The 17661-nt window shown below is 62.4% G+C and carries 21 protein-coding genes; 16 read left to right on the forward strand and 5 right to left on the reverse strand.

Annotated elements, in window-relative coordinates; genetic code table 11:
- Positions 1-108 precede the first annotated feature (108 nt).
- The 9 genes from AC07N6_RS04630 (at position 109) to AC07N6_RS04670 (ending at position 8571) form a co-directional block, all read left to right on the forward strand.
- Positions 109-867: an SDR family NAD(P)-dependent oxidoreductase gene (locus AC07N6_RS04630; protein WP_494781142.1), complete on the forward strand. Its 759-nt coding sequence runs from the start codon at positions 109-111 to the stop codon at positions 865-867.
- An 89-nt stretch (positions 868-956) separates the two neighbouring features.
- Entirely contained in the window at positions 957-2156 is a 1200-nt protein-coding gene (locus tag AC07N6_RS04635) for a patatin-like phospholipase family protein (RefSeq protein WP_494781143.1), read from the forward strand.
- Positions 2157-2355: 199 nt separating this feature from the next.
- Entirely contained in the window at positions 2356-2751 is a 396-nt protein-coding gene (locus AC07N6_RS04640; RefSeq protein ID WP_494781286.1) for a guanyl-specific ribonuclease, read from the forward strand.
- Positions 2752-2871: 120 nt separating this feature from the next.
- Positions 2872-3270 carry a barstar family protein gene (locus AC07N6_RS04645; protein ID WP_494781144.1) on the forward strand — a complete coding sequence of 133 codons (399 nt, stop codon included), beginning with the start codon at positions 2872-2874 and terminating at the stop codon, positions 3268-3270.
- 88 nt (positions 3271-3358) lie between these two features.
- On the forward strand, positions 3359-4006 hold the full coding sequence (gene purN, locus AC07N6_RS04650) for a phosphoribosylglycinamide formyltransferase (protein WP_494781145.1): 648 nt from the start codon (positions 3359-3361) through the stop codon (positions 4004-4006).
- A 42-nt stretch (positions 4007-4048) separates the two neighbouring features.
- A complete protein-coding gene (locus AC07N6_RS04655) occupies positions 4049-5305 on the forward strand; it encodes an RsmB/NOP family class I SAM-dependent RNA methyltransferase (protein ID WP_494781146.1) in 1257 nt (418 codons plus the stop codon).
- The gene (locus tag AC07N6_RS04660) at positions 5302-5880 is read left to right on the forward strand and encodes a phospholipase D family nuclease (protein WP_494781147.1); all 579 of its coding nucleotides are present in this window, start codon (positions 5302-5304) and stop codon (positions 5878-5880) included. The genes AC07N6_RS04655 and AC07N6_RS04660 overlap by 4 nt, the downstream gene beginning before the upstream one ends.
- 62 nt (positions 5881-5942) lie before the next feature.
- Positions 5943-7307, forward strand: coding sequence for a mechanosensitive ion channel family protein (locus tag AC07N6_RS04665; RefSeq protein ID WP_494781148.1), 1365 nt, complete (start codon positions 5943-5945; stop codon positions 7305-7307).
- A 67-nt stretch (positions 7308-7374) separates the two neighbouring features.
- Positions 7375-8571, forward strand: a complete 1197-nt coding sequence (locus AC07N6_RS04670; protein ID WP_494781149.1) for a DesA family fatty acid desaturase — start codon at positions 7375-7377, stop codon at positions 8569-8571.
- 266 nt (positions 8572-8837) lie between these two features.
- Here AC07N6_RS04670 and rpmG read toward each other — a convergent pair whose 3' ends face one another.
- The 3 genes from rpmG to radC all read right to left on the reverse strand — a co-directional run bounded on the left by rpmG (position 8838) and on the right by radC (position 10149).
- Positions 8838-9005: a 50S ribosomal protein L33 gene (gene rpmG / locus AC07N6_RS04675; protein WP_006463731.1), complete on the reverse strand. Its 168-nt coding sequence runs from the start codon at positions 9003-9005 to the stop codon at positions 8838-8840.
- 24 nt (positions 9006-9029) lie between these two features.
- The gene (gene rpmB / locus AC07N6_RS04680) at positions 9030-9266 is read right to left on the reverse strand and encodes a 50S ribosomal protein L28 (protein ID WP_006463730.1); all 237 of its coding nucleotides are present in this window, start codon (positions 9264-9266) and stop codon (positions 9030-9032) included.
- Between the two features lie 208 nt (positions 9267-9474).
- Entirely contained in the window at positions 9475-10149 is a 675-nt protein-coding gene (radC, locus tag AC07N6_RS04685) for a RadC family protein (RefSeq protein ID WP_494781150.1), read from the reverse strand.
- Between the two features lie 113 nt (positions 10150-10262).
- Here radC and AC07N6_RS04690 point away from each other — a divergent pair, with 113 nt between their 5' ends.
- On the forward strand, positions 10263-10718 hold the full coding sequence (locus AC07N6_RS04690; protein ID WP_494781151.1) for an FKBP-type peptidyl-prolyl cis-trans isomerase: 456 nt from the start codon (positions 10263-10265) through the stop codon (positions 10716-10718).
- A gap of 56 nt (positions 10719-10774) precedes the next feature.
- Positions 10775-11740 (forward strand): 4-hydroxy-3-methylbut-2-enyl diphosphate reductase, encoded by a 966-nt coding sequence (gene ispH / locus AC07N6_RS04695; protein WP_494781152.1) that lies wholly within the window; start codon positions 10775-10777, stop codon positions 11738-11740.
- Between the two features lie 342 nt (positions 11741-12082).
- On the opposite strand, the gene AC07N6_RS04700 is transcribed toward ispH, so the two are convergent.
- The gene (locus AC07N6_RS04700; RefSeq protein ID WP_494781153.1) at positions 12083-12307 is read right to left on the reverse strand and encodes a hypothetical protein; all 225 of its coding nucleotides are present in this window, start codon (positions 12305-12307) and stop codon (positions 12083-12085) included.
- Positions 12308-12327: 20 nt separating this feature from the next.
- Here AC07N6_RS04700 and AC07N6_RS04705 point away from each other — a divergent pair, with 20 nt between their 5' ends.
- From AC07N6_RS04705 to AC07N6_RS04725, 5 genes are all read left to right on the forward strand, one after another.
- Complete coding sequence (locus AC07N6_RS04705; protein WP_141911306.1) at positions 12328-13257, forward strand: branched-chain amino acid ABC transporter permease; 930 nt, start codon at positions 12328-12330, stop codon at positions 13255-13257.
- 197 nt (positions 13258-13454) lie between these two features.
- Positions 13455-14672 carry an ABC transporter permease subunit gene (locus AC07N6_RS04710; protein WP_494781154.1) on the forward strand — a complete coding sequence of 406 codons (1218 nt, stop codon included), beginning with the start codon at positions 13455-13457 and terminating at the stop codon, positions 14670-14672.
- 21 nt (positions 14673-14693) lie between these two features.
- Entirely contained in the window at positions 14694-15461 is a 768-nt protein-coding gene (locus AC07N6_RS04715; RefSeq protein WP_494781155.1) for an ABC transporter ATP-binding protein, read from the forward strand.
- A gap of 161 nt (positions 15462-15622) precedes the next feature.
- The gene (locus tag AC07N6_RS04720; RefSeq protein ID WP_494781156.1) at positions 15623-16345 is read left to right on the forward strand and encodes an ABC transporter ATP-binding protein; all 723 of its coding nucleotides are present in this window, start codon (positions 15623-15625) and stop codon (positions 16343-16345) included.
- Between the two features lie 172 nt (positions 16346-16517).
- Complete coding sequence (locus AC07N6_RS04725; RefSeq protein ID WP_494781157.1) at positions 16518-17084, forward strand: NADPH-dependent FMN reductase; 567 nt, start codon at positions 16518-16520, stop codon at positions 17082-17084.
- Between the two features lie 100 nt (positions 17085-17184).
- Here the strand turns inward: AC07N6_RS04725 and AC07N6_RS04730 are convergent, their stop codons facing one another.
- A complete protein-coding gene (locus AC07N6_RS04730) occupies positions 17185-17649 on the reverse strand; it encodes a PA2169 family four-helix-bundle protein (RefSeq protein WP_494781158.1) in 465 nt (154 codons plus the stop codon).
- Between the last annotated feature and the right edge of the window lie 12 nt (positions 17650-17661).

The following is a 17661-nucleotide window of genomic DNA, read 5'->3' on the forward strand; positions in this document are numbered from 1 at the left end:
GCTGATTCAGCGCTGCCCCGATTGTCGCCGCGCGGATAGTCGGCCGCGCGGCGTCTGCTGCATAATCTCCACACGCAACCATTTGGGAAAATAAAGCGAGGAGATGCAATGCGTATCGAAGGAAATGTTTTCATCGTGACCGGCGCCGCGTCGGGACTGGGCGCGGCGACCGCGCGCATGATCGCCGCCGCCGGCGGCAAGCCGGTGCTGGCCGACCTGAATGAAGAGGCTGGCGGCACGCTGGCGCAGGAATTGAACGGCGTGTTCGTGCGTTGCGACGTCAGCGCCGAGGAGGATGCGCAGGCGGTGGTGCGCGCCGCCCAGCAACTGGGCGCCGTACGCGGGCTCGTCAACTGTGCCGGCATCGCGCCGGCCGAGAAGCTGATCGGCAAGAGCGGGCCGCATAGCATGGCGCTGTTCATGAAGACGCTCAACATCAACCTGGTGGGCAGCTTCAACATGGCGCGCTTTGCCGCCGACGCGATGGCCCGGACGGAAGCGGCGCAAGAGGGCGAGCGCGGCGTGATCATCCATACCGCCTCGGTGGCCGCCTACGATGGCCAGATCGGTCAGACCGCCTATGCCGCATCCAAGGGCGCCATCGTCGCCATGACGCTGCCGATGGCGCGCGACCTGTCGCGCAGCGGCATACGCGTGATGACCATCGCCCCCGGCATTTTCGAAACGCCGATGATGCTGGCCATGCCGCAGGAGGTGCTCGATTCGCTGGGCCAGGCCGTGCCTTTCCCGCCGCGCCTGGGGCGGGCGACCGAGTATGCGCAACTGGCCAGGAGCATCATCGAGAACGTGATGCTCAACGGCGAAACCATCCGCCTGGACGGCGCCATCCGCATGGCGCCGAAATAGCGCGGCGGGAGGCAATGATGAGTCGCCATTTGTGCGTTGCATCTCAATATTTTTCGCCACCGGCGGGGGGCTGCTGCTAAGCTGTTGGCATGGAGTCAATAGAGCATAAAACAGGACTGATCCTGACCGGAGGGGGCGCGCGGGCGGCCTATCAAGTGGGCGTGCTCAACGCCCTGTCGTTGATTTTGCTGGAGTCCGGCTGGCCGGTGCACCGCAATCCCTTTTCCATTATCTGCGGCACGTCGGCGGGGGCCATCAATGCCACCGCGCTGGCTTGCCGCGCCGACGATTTCGGCGAAGCGGTGCGCGAGCTGATGGCGGTCTGGGCCAATTTCAAGGTCGAGCAGGTCTATCGCGCCGATTCGCTGGGGATCTTGCGTTCGGGCGCGCGCTGGCTGTCGCTGTTCTCTTTCGGCTGGCTGTTGCGCAAATGGCGCGCCCATCCGCCCAACTCGCTGCTGGACAATACGCCCCTGGTGAGCATGCTGCACCGCCTGCTCGACTTGCCGCGGCTGGATGAGGCGATGGCCGAGGGCAAGCTGCATGCGCTGGCGGTGACGGCGTCTTCCTACACCAGCGGCCAGCACATCACTTTTTACCAGTGCATGGATGAGATCGAGCCGTGGCGCCGCACGCAGCGCCTGGCGATCCGCGACCAGATCGGCATCGACCATCTGCTGGCGTCGTCGGCCATTCCGTTCATCTTCCCGGCCATTCCGGTCTATATCAACGGCCGCTGCGAATATTGCGGCGACGGTTCCATGCGCCAGATCGCGCCGATCTCGCCGGCCATCCACCTGGGCGCCACCAAAGTGCTGGTGATCGGCGCCGGGCGCATGGGCGAGGAGGGCGAAAATGCGCCCACCAGCACGCCGCAATATCCCAGCCTGGCGCAAGTGGCCGGCCATGCGATGTCGAGCATCTTCCTCGACGGTTTGTCTGCCGATATCGAGCGCACTAACCGCGTCAACCAGACGCTGTCGGTGCTCACCCCCGAGCAGTGCGCCCGCACGCCGTTGAAGCCGATCGAGACACTGGTGATTTCGCCGTCGCAGCGCATCGACAGCATCGCCAGCCGCCATGTGGACAGTTTGCCCAGGCCGATCCGCACCTTGCTGGGCGGCATCGGCGCCACCGAGGCGCGCGGCTCGGCGCTGGCCTCGTATCTCTTGTTCGAGCAAAGCTTCACGCGCGAACTGATTGCGTTGGGCGAGAGCGATACCTATGGCAAGCGCGATGAAGTGCTGGCTTTTTTTGAACCGGAAACGGCGCGGGCGCTCCAAGCCTGAGCTTCGGGCCGGACCACCCGGATGGTCCCATTTAACCTGCCGGTGAGAAGAACGCCTGAGGCCGGATTGCGAGGGCATGCCGCGCCGCGGGTTTGCCCCGGGACTGGGAAACCGTGAATGTCATGGTTGCTTAGCCGAAAGCAAAACGTTAATCTACGATGTCGTATTGCTGAAAATTAATATTATTGCAATCATTAAAATGCGAGCCCGAGTCATCTCATCCTTTTTCCTGAAGTGCTGGCTGGTCCTCCTGGCCGCGCTGGCGCTGGCTGCGCCGGTCCAGGCGCGCGGCCCGCAGCCGGGCGGCATCGCCGATGTCACGCTCGACCAGCTGCCGCGCGAAGCCCAGCAGACCATGGGGCTGATCCGCCAGGGCGGCCCCTTCCCGTACGCCAAGGATGGCGTGGTTTTCGGCAATTATGAGGGGGTTTTACCCAAGCAAAAGCGCGGGTATTATCACGAATTCACCGTAAAAACCCCGCGTGCGCGCAACCGCGGGGCGCGCCGGATCATCAGCGGCGGCGATCCGGCAACATCGGGCGAATACTATTACACGAGCGACCACTACAAGACGTTTCGCCGGATTCGCGACTGATCCGGGTTCGAGCAGCAATCAAGCAGCAATCAAGCAGCAATCAAGTAACACAAGCAGGTTGGGCAGGCAGCGCCGGCCAGGGATGCAACCACACTACCTCGTCATGGATAGGAAGGGACAATGAGTTTGTTTAAAACGGTGCCGCCAAATATAGTGCAGTCGATCCGCGCCTTCCGCGTGACCGAGTTGCAGGAAGAGGCTGCTCGTCTTGAGCAGCACTTTCTCTATGCCTATTGCGCCGAGGCAACCACCAAGCAGCAGGTGCTGACGGCCATCGCCAGCGCCTTCCACTTCCCCAGGCACTTCGGCAAGAATTTCGATGCGCTGGCCGATTGCCTGACCGACCTGGCGTACAAGGCCGGCAAGCAGCCTGGTTTTGTCGTGGTGCTGGAACAACTCCCCAATACCCAGAAGTTCGACAAGGAGGCCCGTGAAACCTTGCTCGACGTCTTCCGCGACGCGGCCGACTACTGGGCCGAAAAGAAAATCGCGTTCCGGGTTTTTTATTCCTTCCAGTAAATCCGGGTAAATCATTTCCGCCACGGCTGCCGCCCCGCCTCGCGAAAATCGGCGGTCAGGACGCCTCAACGGGTACAATGCGCACACCATGAGAAGCATTGTCATCCTGATTTCCGGACGAGGCAGCAATATGGAAGCCATCGTCCGCGCCGCCCAGGCCGAACAGTGGCCCGCCAGAATTTCCGCCGTCATCAGTAACCGCGCCAACGCCAGCGGCCTGGAGTTTGCCGCGGCGCACGGCATCCCGACCGGGGTCATTCCCAACCGCGATTACGCCACGCGCGACCAGTTCGATACCGCCTTGCGCGCCAGCATCGACGCCTATGCGCCCGATCTGGTGGTGCTGGCCGGTTTCATGCGCATCCTGACCACGCCTTTTGTGGAGCATTACAGGGGGCGCATGCTCAATATCCATCCGTCGCTGCTGCCCAGTTTCCCCGGCCTGGCGACGCATCGCCAGGCCTTGGCCGCGGGGGTGAAGCTGCATGGCGCGACCGTGCATTTCGTCACGCCCGACCTGGACCATGGCCCCATCGTGGCCCAGGCCGGCGTGCCGGTGCTGGAAGGCGACAGCGAAGAAGCGTTGGCCGAGCGCGTGCTGGAACAGGAACATGTCATCTACCCGCGCGCCGTGCGCTGGTTCGTCGAAGGGCGTCTTTTGCTGGAAGGCGCCCGCGTGCGTTTGGCCCCAGCCGCCGTCGGCGCGGCCGGCGCCGCATCCGTTATTGCAATCTGAGCCGTTGCAAGCTTACCCATTTTTGAATCTGAAGGACCGAGCATGAGATTGCCTCCCGCGATCATTCCCCATACCGAAGAACTGCTGCGCGAGGTGCTGCGCTTCACCGGCCCGGCCGATGTGACGCTGTCGCGCTATTTCCGCGACCACCCCAAGCTGGGCAGCCGCGAACGCGGCGTGATCGCCGAGGCGGTCTATGGCCTGCTGCGCAACAAGACGGTGCTGACCAACTTCGCCGAATCCGGCGTGGGGCCGATGATGCGCCGCATGGCGCTGCTGGGCCTGGCCGACGCCGTCGGCGCCGAGTCGTTGGGCGGCTTGCAGGAAGGCGAGGGCGAATGGCTGGCGCGCGTGGCGCAGATCGACCTCAGCCAGCTGGCGCCGCAGATGCGCAGCAACCTGCCGCCCTGGCTGTACGACAAGCTGGTGGCGCGCGTGGGCGAAGCCGCCACGCTGGAAATGGCCGATGCCATGAACCGTCCGGCGCCGCTGGACTTGCGCGTCAACGCGCTCAAGGCCGACCGCGATAGCGTCATCGAAGAGCTGGCCAAGGCGCCGGTGGCTTGCGAACCCACGCCGTATTCGCCGCTGGGACTGCGCGTGCTGAAAAAACCGGCGCTGCAGAACCTGCCATTGTTCAAGGATGGCGCGATCGAAGTGCAGGATGAAGGCAGCCAGTTGCTGGCCCAGATCGTCGGCGCCAAGCGCGGCGAAATGGTGGTGGACTTCTGTGCCGGCGCCGGCGGCAAGACGCTGGCGCTGGGCGCATTGATGCGCAATACCGGCCGCCTGTATGCCTTCGACGTGTCCGAGAAGCGCCTGGCCAAGCTCAAGCCGCGCCTGGCGCGCAGCGGCCTGTCCAATGTGCATCCGGTGGTGATCGCCCACGAGAACGATGCCAAGGTCAAGCGCCTGGCCGGCAAGATCGACCGCGTGCTGGTCGACGCGCCTTGCAGCGGCCTGGGCACGCTGCGCCGCAATCCCGACATGAAATGGCGCCAGAGCGTGGAAACCCTGGCCGAGATGCGCGCCAAGCAGAGCAGCATCCTGGCCAGCGCCGCGCGCCTGGTGCGTCCGGGCGGGCGCCTGGTGTACGGCACCTGCAGCTTCCTGGAAGAGGAGAATGACGAGGTGATCGCCGAGTTCCTGCAAGCGCATCCCGATTTCATGCTGCGCCCCATGAGCGAGGTGCTGGCCGAGCAGAAGGTCGTGCTGGAGATGGGCGACTATCTGAAGCTGCTGCCGCACCTGCACCAGACCGATGGCTTCTTCGCCGCCGTGCTGGAGCGCCGCGCTTGATCCTGGCATTTCATCGCCTGTGCCGGCAGGCGGCGCCGGTGTTGCTGGCCGGCCTGCTGGCGGCTTCGTCCGCCTCGGCCAGGCAGGCGGCGGCGCCGGCCATGGCCGCGCAAGGCACGCAACAGGCCGCTTTCGCGCCGTGGGACGATATCGAAGGCCTGATCGTCGGCCAACTGGCCAAGGCGCGCCGGCAGGTGCTGGTGCAGGCTTACCTGTTGACCAACCGCCCCATCACGGATGCGCTGGTGGCGGCCCGCCAGCGCGGCGTCGACGTGCGCGTGCTGATGGATGGCGGTCAGCTCGACAAGAATTCCACCGGGCGCCTGCAGCAATTGCGCAGCGCCGGCGTGCCGGTCTGGCTGGAGACGCGTTATCGCAACGCCCACAACAAGGTGATCGTGATCGATGCCGCCTTGCCGTCGGCGACGGTGATTACCGGCAGTTTCAATTTCACCTGGTCGGCGCAGCACAAGAACGCCGAGAACATCCTGGTGCTGGGCAAGAATCCGCCGCTGGCCGCGCGTTACGCCGCCAACTGGGAGCGCCACCGCCAGGATGCCAAGCCGGCGCCGTGAGTGCGGTGATGCCGATGATGACCAGATTTCATATTGTCCTTTCCTGATCGAGCCGGCCAGCCATGACCGACCACTTCCTTTCTCTTTTTACCGACTACCAGCCGCTGGACGTGTTGCGCCAATTGGCGGTCATCCTGCTGTGCGTGCTGGGCGGGATCGCGCTGTCGCGCTGGCTGCGCAAGATCCTCGGGCTGGACCGCGGCGACGAGCAGTCGCGGATGATGCAGATCGGCGTCAAGAGCTTTGCCCGCGTGCTGTCGCCGCTGTTGGCGCTGGGCTTGCTGGCGGCCGCCTATTTCTGCCTCAAGCGCATCGGCCATCCGGTATCGCTGTGGGAAATCATGTTTCCGCTGGCCATTGCCCAGGTCGCGATGCGCTTCGTGTTCTATGTGTTGCGCAGCATCTTCGTCAAGGACGCCACCGTGGGCGCCTTGCTGCACCTGTCGGAAAAAGCCATCGCGACGCTGGTGTGGATCTGCGTGCTGCTGTACATCACCGGGCTGTGGCCGGACTTTATCGAGTACCTCGACCGCACCGAATTGCCGCTGGGGCGCCACAAGGCATCACTGTTGACGATCTTGCAAGCCGGCGCTTCGGTGCTGGTGACCCTGATTATTGCCCTGTGGATCGGCGCGGTGCTGGAAAACCGGCTGATGAAGGTCAGCACCATGCATTCCTCGCTGCGCACGGTGGTGGCGCGCCTGACCAAGGCGGTGCTGATCCTGATCGCGTTCCTGCTCAGCCTGTCGCTGGTGGGCATCGACCTGACCGTGCTGTCGGTGTTCGGCGGCGCGCTGGGCGTGGGGATCGGCCTGGGCTTGCAAAAGATCGCCAGCAGCTACGTATCGGGCTTCGTGATCCTGCTGGAGCGCAGCATGGTGATCGGCGACATGGTTGCCGTGGATAAATATTTCGGCAAGGTCACCCAGATCAATACCCGGTATACGATCCTGGAAGGGCTGGACGGCATCGAATCGGTGTTGCCCAACGAAATGTTCATGGCCAATCCGGTCCAGAACTATTCCTTGACCCACCGCATTGTACGTTTGTCCACACAGCTTACAATTTTGTACCAGGACGATGTGGAAACCGTCTTGTCTATCATGGAGCAGGCCGCACTTGGGGTGCAGCGGGTATCTCAACAGACCGCGCCGCAGGCCCTGCTGATCAAGATCGGGGCGGACGGCCTGGAGCTGGAACTGGGTTTTTGGATCACCGATCCCGAAAACGGCCGGCTGAATGTGCTTTCCGATGTCAACAGGGCCATCTGGAAGGCGTTCAAGGAGTATGGAATCGAGGTTGCGCACGCCAAGCGCGACATCCGGATCATGGACGAGCGCAGTTTCCGCCAGAGCGCCGCCACTGTTGTTCCGGAATCTCCTGATAGCCCAGACGAGAAGAATTCGCGTACAATGCAGCGCAATTAAAAGAAAATAAAAACATTTTCACGGAACAAGTTCGTTATCCGATAGCAGTTTCTAATTTGGAGCAGTGATGACCTTAGATGCGATCCTCGACTTTGTTGCCAACGGCTTGCTGCACGCGAGCGGTTGGCAGATTGTCATTTACACATTGGTGATGACTCATATCACGATTGTGGGCGTGACTCTCTACCTGCATCGTTGCCAGGCGCACCGCGCACTCGAATTGCACGCGATCCCCAGCCACTTCTTCCGTTTGTGGCTGTGGATGACCACCGGCATGGTGACCAAGGAATGGGCCGCCATCCACCGCAAGCACCATGCGAAGTGCGAAACCGAAGAGGATCCGCACAGCCCGCAGACCCGCGGCATCAAGAAGGTGATGTGGGAAGGCGCCGAGCTCTACCGCAACGAGTCCAAGAATGCCGAGACCATGGAGAAATTCGGTCACGGCACGCCCGACGACTGGATCGAGCACAACATCTACAGCAAGTACGGCTGGCAAGGCGTGGGCATCATGCTGATCATCGACGTGCTGCTGTTCGGCGCCATCGGCCTGGCCGTCTGGGCGGTCCAGATGGCATGGATCCCGTTCTGGGCCGCCGGCGTGGTCAACGGCATCGGCCACTACTGGGGCTACCGCAATTACGACTGCAACGACGCCGCGACCAACCTGTTTCCGATCGGCATCATCATCGGCGGCGAAGAAATGCACAACAACCACCACACCTTCGGCACCTCGGCCAAGTTCTCGTCCAAGTGGTATGAGTTCGACGTCGGCTGGATGTATATCCGCATCCTCGAAACCTTTGGCTTGGCCAAGGTGAAGAAAGTGGCCCCGGTGCCCAAGTTCGACAGCAAGAAGGCTGCGGTCGACCTCGACACGCTGCAATCGGTCATCGCCAACCGTTACGATGTCACCGCCAAGTACGCCAGCTCGCTCAAGCATGCCTGGAAGGACGAGCTGGACCACCTGATCGAAAAGGCCAAGCTGGAATCGCGCTTCCTGAAGTCTTCCAAGAAGCTGCTGCAGCGTGAGCCGGCCAAGCTGGAAGACGGCCAGAAGCAACAGCTGTCCGAGTTGTTCACGCACAGCAAGGCGCTGAAGACGATGCATGAAATGCGCATCGAACTGGGCGCGATCTGGGAGCGTTCGCACTCGACCCGCGAGCAACTGCTGCAGCAATTGCAGGACTGGTGTGCCCGTGCCGAAGCATCCGGCATCAAGGCCCTGCGCGATTTCGCATTGCGCCTGCGCAGCTACGCGTGACCTGACGTGACGTTGAGGGGCTGGCCAGCCTGACGGTTTCTGCCTCTCGCAACAAAACCCCGCCGACGAAAGTCCGCGGGGTTTTGTTTTTTTGCTTTCCGTCCGGCCCGGGAGGGTGGCGGGGAGGGGCCGGGCCATTGTGAAAGCGGCATGCCGTCTGCACCGCATATGCATGCCGCGGGGTATGCGGTATCAACGTTGCATGAGAATTCACAGGCAATAAAAAACCCCGCCTTGGCGGGGTTCTTCATCAAGAGAGGAATCAATTACTTGATCTTGGTCTCTTTGTACTCGACGTGCTTACGTGCCTTGGGATCGAACTTCATGATCGAGATCTTTTCGGGCGTAGTACGCTTGTTCTTGGTGGTGGTGTAGAAGTGACCAGTACCTGCGGTCGACTCCAGTTTGATTTTGTCGCGGCCGGATTTCGCCATGATAGATTTCCTTTACTCTGCTAGTTAGACTTTTTCGCCGCGAGCACGCAGATCGGCCAGAACGGCATCGATGCCGATCTTGTCGATCACGCGCAGGCCGGCGTTGGACAAACGCAGGGAAACCCAGCGGTTTTCGGATTCGACGAAAATGCGGCGGTTCTGCAGGTTGGGCAGGAAGCGACGCTTAGTCTTGTTGTTTGCATGGGAAACGTTGTTGCCGACCATCGGCCCCTTCCCGGTGACTTGGCAGACACGTGCCATGTTGATGCTCCTTAAAAATTTCCGAATTTGGGAAAAACGTGAGTATAGGGAAAAAACATTGATTTTTCAATGACTTGCAGAAAACAATTGTGTCTATTGTGAATTAATTTATTTAACAATATGTTGGCCTGCAGTCGACAGGGGCATCGCCTTCAGTCGTAACCCATTGATCGGTAAGGGTTTGTGCAAGGTAAAAGCGCCTGGAAATTCATATTTGCCCATGTTCGGCAAAGGAATGGGTGCGTGTCCCCGCCACCACGAAATGGTCCAGCACCCGCACATCGACCAGCGCCAGCGCGTCTTTCAATGCCCGGGTGAGCGCCAGGTCGGCCTGGCTGGGCTCCGGATCGCCGGAAGGATGGTTGTGCGCCAGGATCACCGAAGCGGCGTTGTGCCCAAGCGCCGCTTTCACCACTTCGCGCGGGTAGACGCTGGCCTGGCTCAGCGTGCCGCGAAACAGTTCTTCCACCGCGATCAGGCGGTTGCGGATGTCGACAAACATCACCACGAAGGATTCGTGGGCCTTGTTCTTGAACAGGAGCCGCAGATACTGGCCCACCGCCTGGGTCGAGTTCAGCAGGGCGCCATCCTCCAGTTCCTCGCCCAGCGCCCGCTTGGCGAGTTCCATGACCGCCTGCAACTGGGCATACTTGGCCGGGCCCAGGCCGTTGATCCGGGAAAAGTCCTTCAGCCCGGCGCCAAACAGCGCATCCAGCGAGCCGAAACATTGGAGCATCTCGCGCGCCAGGTCGACGGCGCTTTTGCCGGCCACGCCCACGCGCAGGAATACCGCCAGCAATTCCGCGTCCGACAGGGCGGCCGCACCCTGGCGGATCAGCCGTTCTCGCGGCCGCTGGTCTTCGGGCCAATCAGTTATTGCCATCTTTGACATCAAAAAAACAGGGGACAGGGGCGGCGCCACGCGCTTTGCTCGGCGGCGCTGGAAGCAAACGTGGCTTACAATAACGGGTTCTTATGCATCTCTGATTTCCTTTCATGTCCAGCCCATCTGTCCCGGTCGTCACCGACAACGCCTACCTCACCCTGCATTACCGCCTGGCTTCGCTGGATGGCGAAGATATCGTCAGCACCTTCAATGAGAATCCGGCGACGCTGCAGTTCGGCCAGGGGCAATTGGCGCCATTCCTGGAAGCCTGCCTGCTGGGCCTGCCGGAAGGCGCGCACCGGACTTTCGAGTTGGCGCCCGAGCAAGCCTTCGGCGAGCGCAGCGATGAATTGGTCCAGCGCATCTCGCGCGCCACGCTGGATGAAAACTCGGCGATGGACGAGGATTACCGCATCGGCGACCTGGTCGATTTCGCCGCGCCCGGCGGCGGCCGTTTTGCCGGCATCCTGCGCGCGATCGACGATGATGGGGCCATCTTCGATTTCAATCATCCGCTGGCCGGCCAAACGCTGAAGTTTGAAGTGAAAATCATTGGAGTTCTGTAAGCTGAGCCAACATCGGCTACATCGCAGTAGACAAGTTTTGAATCAAGGAAGCCACCATGGATAAAGCGGAATCCGAAATCCTGCTCGCCCAGCCCCGCGGTTTTTGCGCCGGCGTCGACCGCGCGATCGAAATCGTCGAACGCGCGCTGCAGCAGTTCGGCGCGCCCATCTACGTGCGCCACGAGATCGTCCACAACGCCTATGTGGTGGCCGACCTGCGCGCCAAGGGCGCGGTATTCATCGAAGAGCTGGCCGATGTCCCGGCCGGCAGCACCGTGATCTTCTCCGCCCACGGCGTGCCCAAGGTGGTTCAGGCCGAAGCCGCCGAGCGCGGGCTGGCCGTGTTCGACGCGACTTGCCCGCTGGTCACCAAGGTCCACATGGAAGTGGCCAAGATGCGGCGCGAAGGCCGCGAGATCATCATGATCGGCCACGCCGGCCACCCCGAGGTGGAAGGCACCATGGGCCAGACAGAAGCCGGCATGCACCTGGTGGAAACCGTGGAAGACGTGGCGCGCCTGCAGGTGGCCGACCCGGAACTGCTGGCCTACGTCTCGCAGACCACGCTGTCGGTGGACGACACCGCCGACATCATCGCGGCGCTGCGCGAGCGTTTCCCGGCGATCACCGAACCCAAGAAGGGCGACATCTGCTACGCCACCACCAACCGTCAGGAGGCCGTGAAATTCATGGCGCCCCAGGTCGATGTGGTGATCGTGGTCGGCAGCCCCAACAGCTCCAACTCCAATCGCCTGCGCGAGCTGGCCGAGAAGAAGGGCGTGCCTGCCTTCATGGTCGATGACGCCGCGCTGATCCGGCCCGAGTGGGTCGAAGGCAAGTTGCGCATCGGCGTGACGGCCGGGGCCTCGGCGCCCGAGGTGCTGGTGCGGGCCGTGATCGAGCGTATCAAGGAGATTGGCGCGCGCAGCGTGCGCGTGCTGGAAGGCATCGAGGAAAACGTCACCTTCCCGCTGCCCAAGGGGCTGAACGCGCGCAAGACGCCTGCGGCGGAAAGCGCCTGAGCGGCGCGGCAATGAAAGAACCGGGAAAAGGCTTGCTGATGCAAGCCTTTTTCATTTTGGCGATATTTTCCGCATCAAAGTGATGGAGTTTACTGGTCTTACCGCAATTTCTTATGTAACAGCATCGGTTTTTGACTGGATTGTGCGCAGCTTCTGCGTATAATTCCGCACCAATATCGACGGGCCACCCAACAGGCAGGCCCGCGCAAGGCCCGCCCAACAGGCCGGGTACGACGCCAAACAATGGCGCAAACAGGAGACAAGGGAGAGACCCACCATGCATATCCATATGCCCGCCGGCATATGCCGGCACATCTGGCACATCCGGCATTCCAGGCAGAGTCAACGCTCGCGCATTCGCAGCGGCAGCGGCTGACCCTCTCGCCATATTTCCCGCACACAGAATTCAATGCCCTGCGCAGTGGCCGATGCCGGCGTTTTTATGAAGGCAGCATTGCCTTGTGCAAAGACGCATGCATTCCACCCGGCAAGCGGGAACGGATTTTGCTCATCCGCATGCTTTCGCGACGCGCCGACAATCTCGTCGGCATGTGCGTTTTTCGTCATTTCAGATTGAAGAGTTATTCATGGACATATTCATCCAGCAGATCATCAACGGTTTGGTGCTAGGGAGCATGTATGCGCTGATCGCGTTGGGTTACACGATGGTGTACGGGGTGCTGAACCTGATCAACTTCGCGCACGGGGACATCCTGATGGTGGGGGCGATGGTGGGCCTCTCCCTGCTCAAGTTGGTGCAGCTGCATGCGCCGCAGTTGCCGGGGATTGTGCAACTGGTCATTGCCATTGTCGGGGCGATCCCGGTGTGCATCGTGGTCAGCCTGGTGATCGAGCGGGTGGCGTACCGGCCGCTGCGCAATGCACCGCGCCTGGCGCCGCTGATTACCGCCATTGGCGTGTCGATCCTGCTGCAGACCATCGCCATGATGCTGTGGGGCCGCAGTCCCTTGCCGTTCCCGCAGGTGATGCCGTCGGACCCGGTGCATATCGCCGGCGCGCTGATCTCGCCCACCCAGATCATGCTGCTGGCGCTGGCGGTGCTGGCCATGCTGGGGCTGGTGCTGATCGTGGAGAAGACCAAGATGGGCCGCGCCATGCGCGCCACGGCCGAGAACCCGCGCATTGCCGGGTTGATGGGGGTCGATTCCAACAAGGTGATCGTGGTCACGTTCGCCATCGGCGCGGCCCTGGCGGCCATTGCCGGGGTGATGTGGGCGGCCAACTACTCGACGGCGCAATTCGCCATGGGCTTCGTGCCGGGTTTGAAGGCCTTCTCGGCGGCGGTGCTGGGCGGCATCGGCAACATCTACGGCGCCATGCTGGGCGGGATCCTGCTGGGCTTGATCGAAAGCCTGGGCGCCGGCTATATCGGCGACCTGACGGGCGACTTCCTGGGCAGCAACTACCAGGACATCTTCGCCTTCATCGTGCTGATCATCGTGCTGACCCTGCGCCCCTCGGGGATCATGGGTGAACGCGTCGCAGACCGCGCCTAAAAATTGGCTCATGTTCCTACTGCGCCCGCGTGATCGACTGCCGTACGGTGCTCGCCATCCTCGTGTGCGGCAGCACACTGCGGTGGCTGCGCTCCGGTCGTCAGCCGCTGACGCGGGCTCGCGACGGAACCTGAGCCAATTTGGGATGGGCTAACGACTCAAGAGAATCAACCTATTTAAACTGGAAAGAACCAAACATGGCTCTCCTATCCTTCGACATGAAGCGCAATCCGGCACAAGCCAAGACCAGCCTGCTGGTGCTGCTGGCGCTGATGATCGTGTTTCCCTTCATCGCGCAGCAGTTCGGCAACTCCTGGGTGCGCATCATGGACATGGCGCTGCTGTACATCATGCTGGCGCTGGGCCTGAACGTGGTGGTGGGCTTCGCCGGCCTGCTGGACCTGGGTTATATCGCGTTCTATGCGATCGGCGCCTATACCGCGGGTTTGCTGGCCTCGCCGCAGTTCGCGGCGGTGCTGGAGTCCTTCGTCAACACCTACCCGGCGGTGGGCAACTTCCTGGTCATGGTGTGCGGGCCGGAGATCGTGCAGAACGGCATCCACCTGTCGCTGTGGGTGATCGTGCCGCTGTCGGCCCTGATCGCGGCCATCTTCGGGGCGCTGCTGGGCGCGCCGACCCTGAAGCTGCGCGGCGACTACCTGGCCATCGTGACGCTGGGCTTTGGCGAAATCATCCGCATCTTCATGAACAACCTCAATGCCCCGGTCAACATCACCAACGGCCCGCAAGGCATCAACCTGATCGACCCGATCCGGGTGTTCGGCGTGTCGCTGGCCGGCGAACCGGGCTCGGGCTCGATGGTCAAGCTCTTCGGCATGAGCACGCCCTCGGTGAACGCCTACTACTTCCTGTTCCTGCTGCTGTGCATCGCCGTGATCTTCTTCTCGATCCGGCTGCAGGACTCGCGCCTGGGCCGGGCCTGGGTCGCCATCCGCGAGGATGAGATCGCCGCCAAGGCGATGGGCATCAACACCCGCAACGTCAAGCTGCTGGCGTTTGCCATGGGCGCCTCCTTCGGCGGCGTGGCCGGGGCCATGTTCGCCTCCTTCCAGGGCTTTGTGTCGCCGGAATCGTTCTCGCTGACCGAATCGATTGCGGTGCTGGCCATGGTGGTCTTGGGCGGCATCGGCCACATTCCCGGGGTGGTGCTGGGCGGCGTGATCCTGGCGGCGCTGCCGGAAGTGCTGCGCCATGTGGTCGAACCGCTACAGATGAGCCTGTTCGGCAAGGTCTGGATCGACGCCGAAGTGCTGCGCCAGCTGCTGTACGGCCTGGCCATGGTGGTGATCATGCTGACCCGCCCGGCCGGCCTGTGGCCGTCGCCGCGCCATGAAGACCGCCCGGAAGCGGACCACCCCCACAGCGGCGCCGCCACCGGCGAAGTCAAAGCCTAAGCAGAAAGCAGGAGAACGACCATGACACAGACACTGCTCAAGATCAGCGACGTGAGCAAGCGCTTCGGCGGCCTGCAAGCGTTAAATGGGGTGGGCATCCGCATCGAGCGCGGCCAGATCTACGGCCTGATCGGCCCCAACGGCGCCGGTAAAACCACTTTCTTCAATGTGATCACCGGGCTGTACCAGCCCGACACCGGCAGCTTCGAGCTGGACGGCAAGCCGTATAGCCCGAGCGCGCCGCATGAGGTGGCCAAGGCCGGCATTGCCCGCACCTTCCAGAACATCCGCCTGTTCGGCGACATGACGGTGCTGGAGAACGTGATGGTGGGCTGCCACGTGCGCACCAAACAGAACGTCTTCGGCGCGGTGTTCCGCCACAAGGCCGCGCGCGAGGAAGAAGCGCAGATCCGCGAGAAGTCGCAGCAACTGCTGGACTTCGTGGGCATCGGCCAATTCGCCAAGCGGACGGCGCGGCACCTGTCGTACGGCGACCAGCGACGGCTGGAGATCGCCCGTGCGCTGGCCACCGAACCGCAACTGCTGGCGCTGGACGAACCGGCGGCGGGGATGAACGCCACCGAGAAGCTGGGCCTGCGGGAACTGCTGGTCAAGATCCAGAAGGAAGGCAAGACCATCCTGCTGATCGAACACGACGTCAAACTGATGATGGGGCTGTGCGACCGCATCACGGTGCTGGACTACGGCAAGCCGATTGCCGAGGGCGTGCCGGCGGAGGTGCAGAAGAACCCGGCCGTGATCGAAGCATACTTAGGGGCCGGCCATTAAATTGCATGTCGCGTTCGCCTACTGCGCGGCCGCAGACGCGCACTGCGATGCTCGCCGTACCTCACGTACGGCTGCGCTTCTCCTGCACGCCTGCGGCCGCTCGCTACGGCGCTCACGACATGCCGCAACGTAGTCAGAACATTATTGAAGACTGAAAAGCGATGACGAATATTCTGAAAGTCGAACAACTGAGCGTGGCCTATGGCGGCATCCAGGCGGTCAAGGGCATCAGCCTGGAAGTCAACGAAGGCGAACTGGTGACGCTGATCGGGGCCAATGGCGCGGGCAAGACCACGACCCTGAAGGCGATCACGGGGACCTTGCCGGCCAGCAAGGTGGAGGGCCATATCGAATACCTGGGCACGGCCCTGAAGGGCAAGAAATCCTTCGAGCTGGTCAAGGACAAGCTGGCGATGGTGCCGGAGGGGCGCGGGGTATTTACCCGCATGAGCATCCAGGAAAACCTGTTGATGGGGGCCTACACCAGCAACGACAAGGGCCAGATCGCGGCCGACATCGACAAGTGGTTCGCGGTCTTCCCGCGCCTGAAGGAACGGGCGGGGCAGATGGCGGGGACCTTGTCGGGCGGGGAGCAGCAGATGCTGGCCATGGCGCGCGCGCTGATGAGCCACCCGACGCTGCTGCTGCTGGATGAGCCGTCGATGGGTCTGTCGCCGATCATGGTGGAGAAGATCTTTGAGGTGATCCGCAATGTATCGGCGCAGGGGATCACGATCCTGCTGGTGGAGCAGAACGCCAAGCTGGCCTTGGAGGCGGCGCACCGGGGCTATGTGATGGAGTCGGGGCTGATCACCATGGAGGGCAATGCCGGCGAGATGTTGAACGATCCGCGGGTCAAGGCGGCGTATCTGGGCGAGGGCTGAGACAGCACGCCCATCACGAACTGCAGAACCATGACGCCGCATGTGTCACGCATGCGGCGTTTTTTATGCGCGCCTGAATCGCAATGGCGGATGCAGCGGCGTTGATGCGCATCGCAGGTACTTGCTGTTAGGATGGCCGTTCACCGTTTATTCCACCCGCAAGGAGAACAGCATGAGCCAGACAGACGTCAAGATCCTCGGCATTTCCGGCAGCCTGCGCGCCAGGTCCTATAACACCGCCGCCCTGCGGGCGCTGCAGGAACTGCTGCCGCCGGGTGTGTCGCTGACCGAAGCCGATATCTCGGATATCCCGCTGTATAACGACGATGTGCGCGAGCAGGGCTGGCCGAGCGCCGTGGAGCGTTTTCGCAAGCAGATCGAGCAGGCCGATGCGCTCATCTTTTCCACCCCCGAGTACAACTACTCGGTGCCGGGCGTGCTCAAAAATGCCATCGACTGGGCATCGCGCCCGCCGCAGCAGCCCTTCGCCGGCAAGCCGGCCGCCATCATGGGCGCCAGCCCGGGCGTGATCGGCACCGCACGCGCCCAGTATCATCTGCGCCAGATCGGCGTCTTTCTCGACTTGCAATTCATCAACAAGCCGGAGGTCATGATCGGCACTGCCGCCGAGCGTTTCAACGCCGACGGCAAGCTGACCCACGAACCTACCCGCGAATTCCTCAAGACCATGGTGACGGCACTGGCCGACCGCGTGCGTTTCTTGCGCGACCGCAAGTGATGCTTGCGGCTTGACGCCGTTGATGTAAAAAGCGCAGCCCGCAGGCTGCGCTTTTTTTCGTCTATCGACTCAGGGACTCCGACCAGGGGCGGCGACGGAATCACGCCGCGTTTCGCGCCCGTACCTGGTTGCGCAGGCCGCGCACCTTGTCGTGATTGGCCAGTACACCCTGGTACTGGCGCTCCACGATCAGGCGCACATCGTTGGGCAGGTCCAGGCGCAAGGCCTGCCGATACGCATGGATGGCGGCATCCTCGCCGCGTTCGCATTCGCCGAGGATGGCCTCATCGTCACGGTCCATGACAGCCGTCTTCAGGGCCACCCATTGCCGATGCAGGGTGCCGCCGAAGGTGCTGTGGTTGGCCGGTTCCCCGCCCAGGCGATGCACCAGGTCTTGCAGTTCCAGCACGGCCTGCGCGTATTCGGCGGCGCGCGCCATGAACATTTCCTGGTAGCGCGCATCGCGTTGTTCTGCCTGCTCCACGCAGGTGCGGAATCCCTTCTCGCCATCCTTGGAGATCTGGATCAGGTCGTTCAATGCGGAAATCAGATGGTCGTTGGTCATGATGGCCTCCTT

This window comes from Herbaspirillum sp. GW821-FHT09A12 (assembly GCF_059418325.1).

Coding starts and splice junctions, on each gene's coding strand:
- purN (WP_494781145.1), top strand. CDS start 3,359: ATGAGAAGCATTGTCATCCTGATTTCCGGACGAGGCAGCAATATGGAA.
- AC07N6_RS04705 (WP_141911306.1), top strand. CDS start 12,328: ATGGACATATTCATCCAGCAGATCATCAACGGTTTGGTGCTAGGGAGC.
- AC07N6_RS04700 (WP_494781153.1), bottom strand. CDS start 12,307: ATGACGAAAAACGCACATGCCGACGAGATTGTCGGCGCGTCGCGAAAG.
- rpmG (WP_006463731.1), bottom strand. CDS start 9,005: ATGGCGAAATCCGGCCGCGACAAAATCAAACTGGAGTCGACCGCAGGT.
- AC07N6_RS04645 (WP_494781144.1), top strand. CDS start 2,872: ATGAGTTTGTTTAAAACGGTGCCGCCAAATATAGTGCAGTCGATCCGC.
- AC07N6_RS04690 (WP_494781151.1), top strand. CDS start 10,263: ATGTCCAGCCCATCTGTCCCGGTCGTCACCGACAACGCCTACCTCACC.
- AC07N6_RS04710 (WP_494781154.1), top strand. CDS start 13,455: ATGGCTCTCCTATCCTTCGACATGAAGCGCAATCCGGCACAAGCCAAG.
- AC07N6_RS04720 (WP_494781156.1), top strand. CDS start 15,623: ATGACGAATATTCTGAAAGTCGAACAACTGAGCGTGGCCTATGGCGGC.
- AC07N6_RS04670 (WP_494781149.1), top strand. CDS start 7,375: ATGACCTTAGATGCGATCCTCGACTTTGTTGCCAACGGCTTGCTGCAC.
- AC07N6_RS04725 (WP_494781157.1), top strand. CDS start 16,518: ATGAGCCAGACAGACGTCAAGATCCTCGGCATTTCCGGCAGCCTGCGC.
- AC07N6_RS04655 (WP_494781146.1), top strand. CDS start 4,049: ATGAGATTGCCTCCCGCGATCATTCCCCATACCGAAGAACTGCTGCGC.
- AC07N6_RS04640 (WP_494781286.1), top strand. CDS start 2,356: ATGCGAGCCCGAGTCATCTCATCCTTTTTCCTGAAGTGCTGGCTGGTC.
- ispH (WP_494781152.1), top strand. CDS start 10,775: ATGGATAAAGCGGAATCCGAAATCCTGCTCGCCCAGCCCCGCGGTTTT.
- rpmB (WP_006463730.1), bottom strand. CDS start 9,266: ATGGCACGTGTCTGCCAAGTCACCGGGAAGGGGCCGATGGTCGGCAAC.
- AC07N6_RS04730 (WP_494781158.1), bottom strand. CDS start 17,649: ATGACCAACGACCATCTGATTTCCGCATTGAACGACCTGATCCAGATC.
- AC07N6_RS04635 (WP_494781143.1), top strand. CDS start 957: ATGGAGTCAATAGAGCATAAAACAGGACTGATCCTGACCGGAGGGGGC.
- AC07N6_RS04715 (WP_494781155.1), top strand. CDS start 14,694: ATGACACAGACACTGCTCAAGATCAGCGACGTGAGCAAGCGCTTCGGC.
- AC07N6_RS04665 (WP_494781148.1), top strand. CDS start 5,943: ATGACCGACCACTTCCTTTCTCTTTTTACCGACTACCAGCCGCTGGAC.
- AC07N6_RS04630 (WP_494781142.1), top strand. CDS start 109: ATGCGTATCGAAGGAAATGTTTTCATCGTGACCGGCGCCGCGTCGGGA.
- radC (WP_494781150.1), bottom strand. CDS start 10,149: ATGGCAATAACTGATTGGCCCGAAGACCAGCGGCCGCGAGAACGGCTG.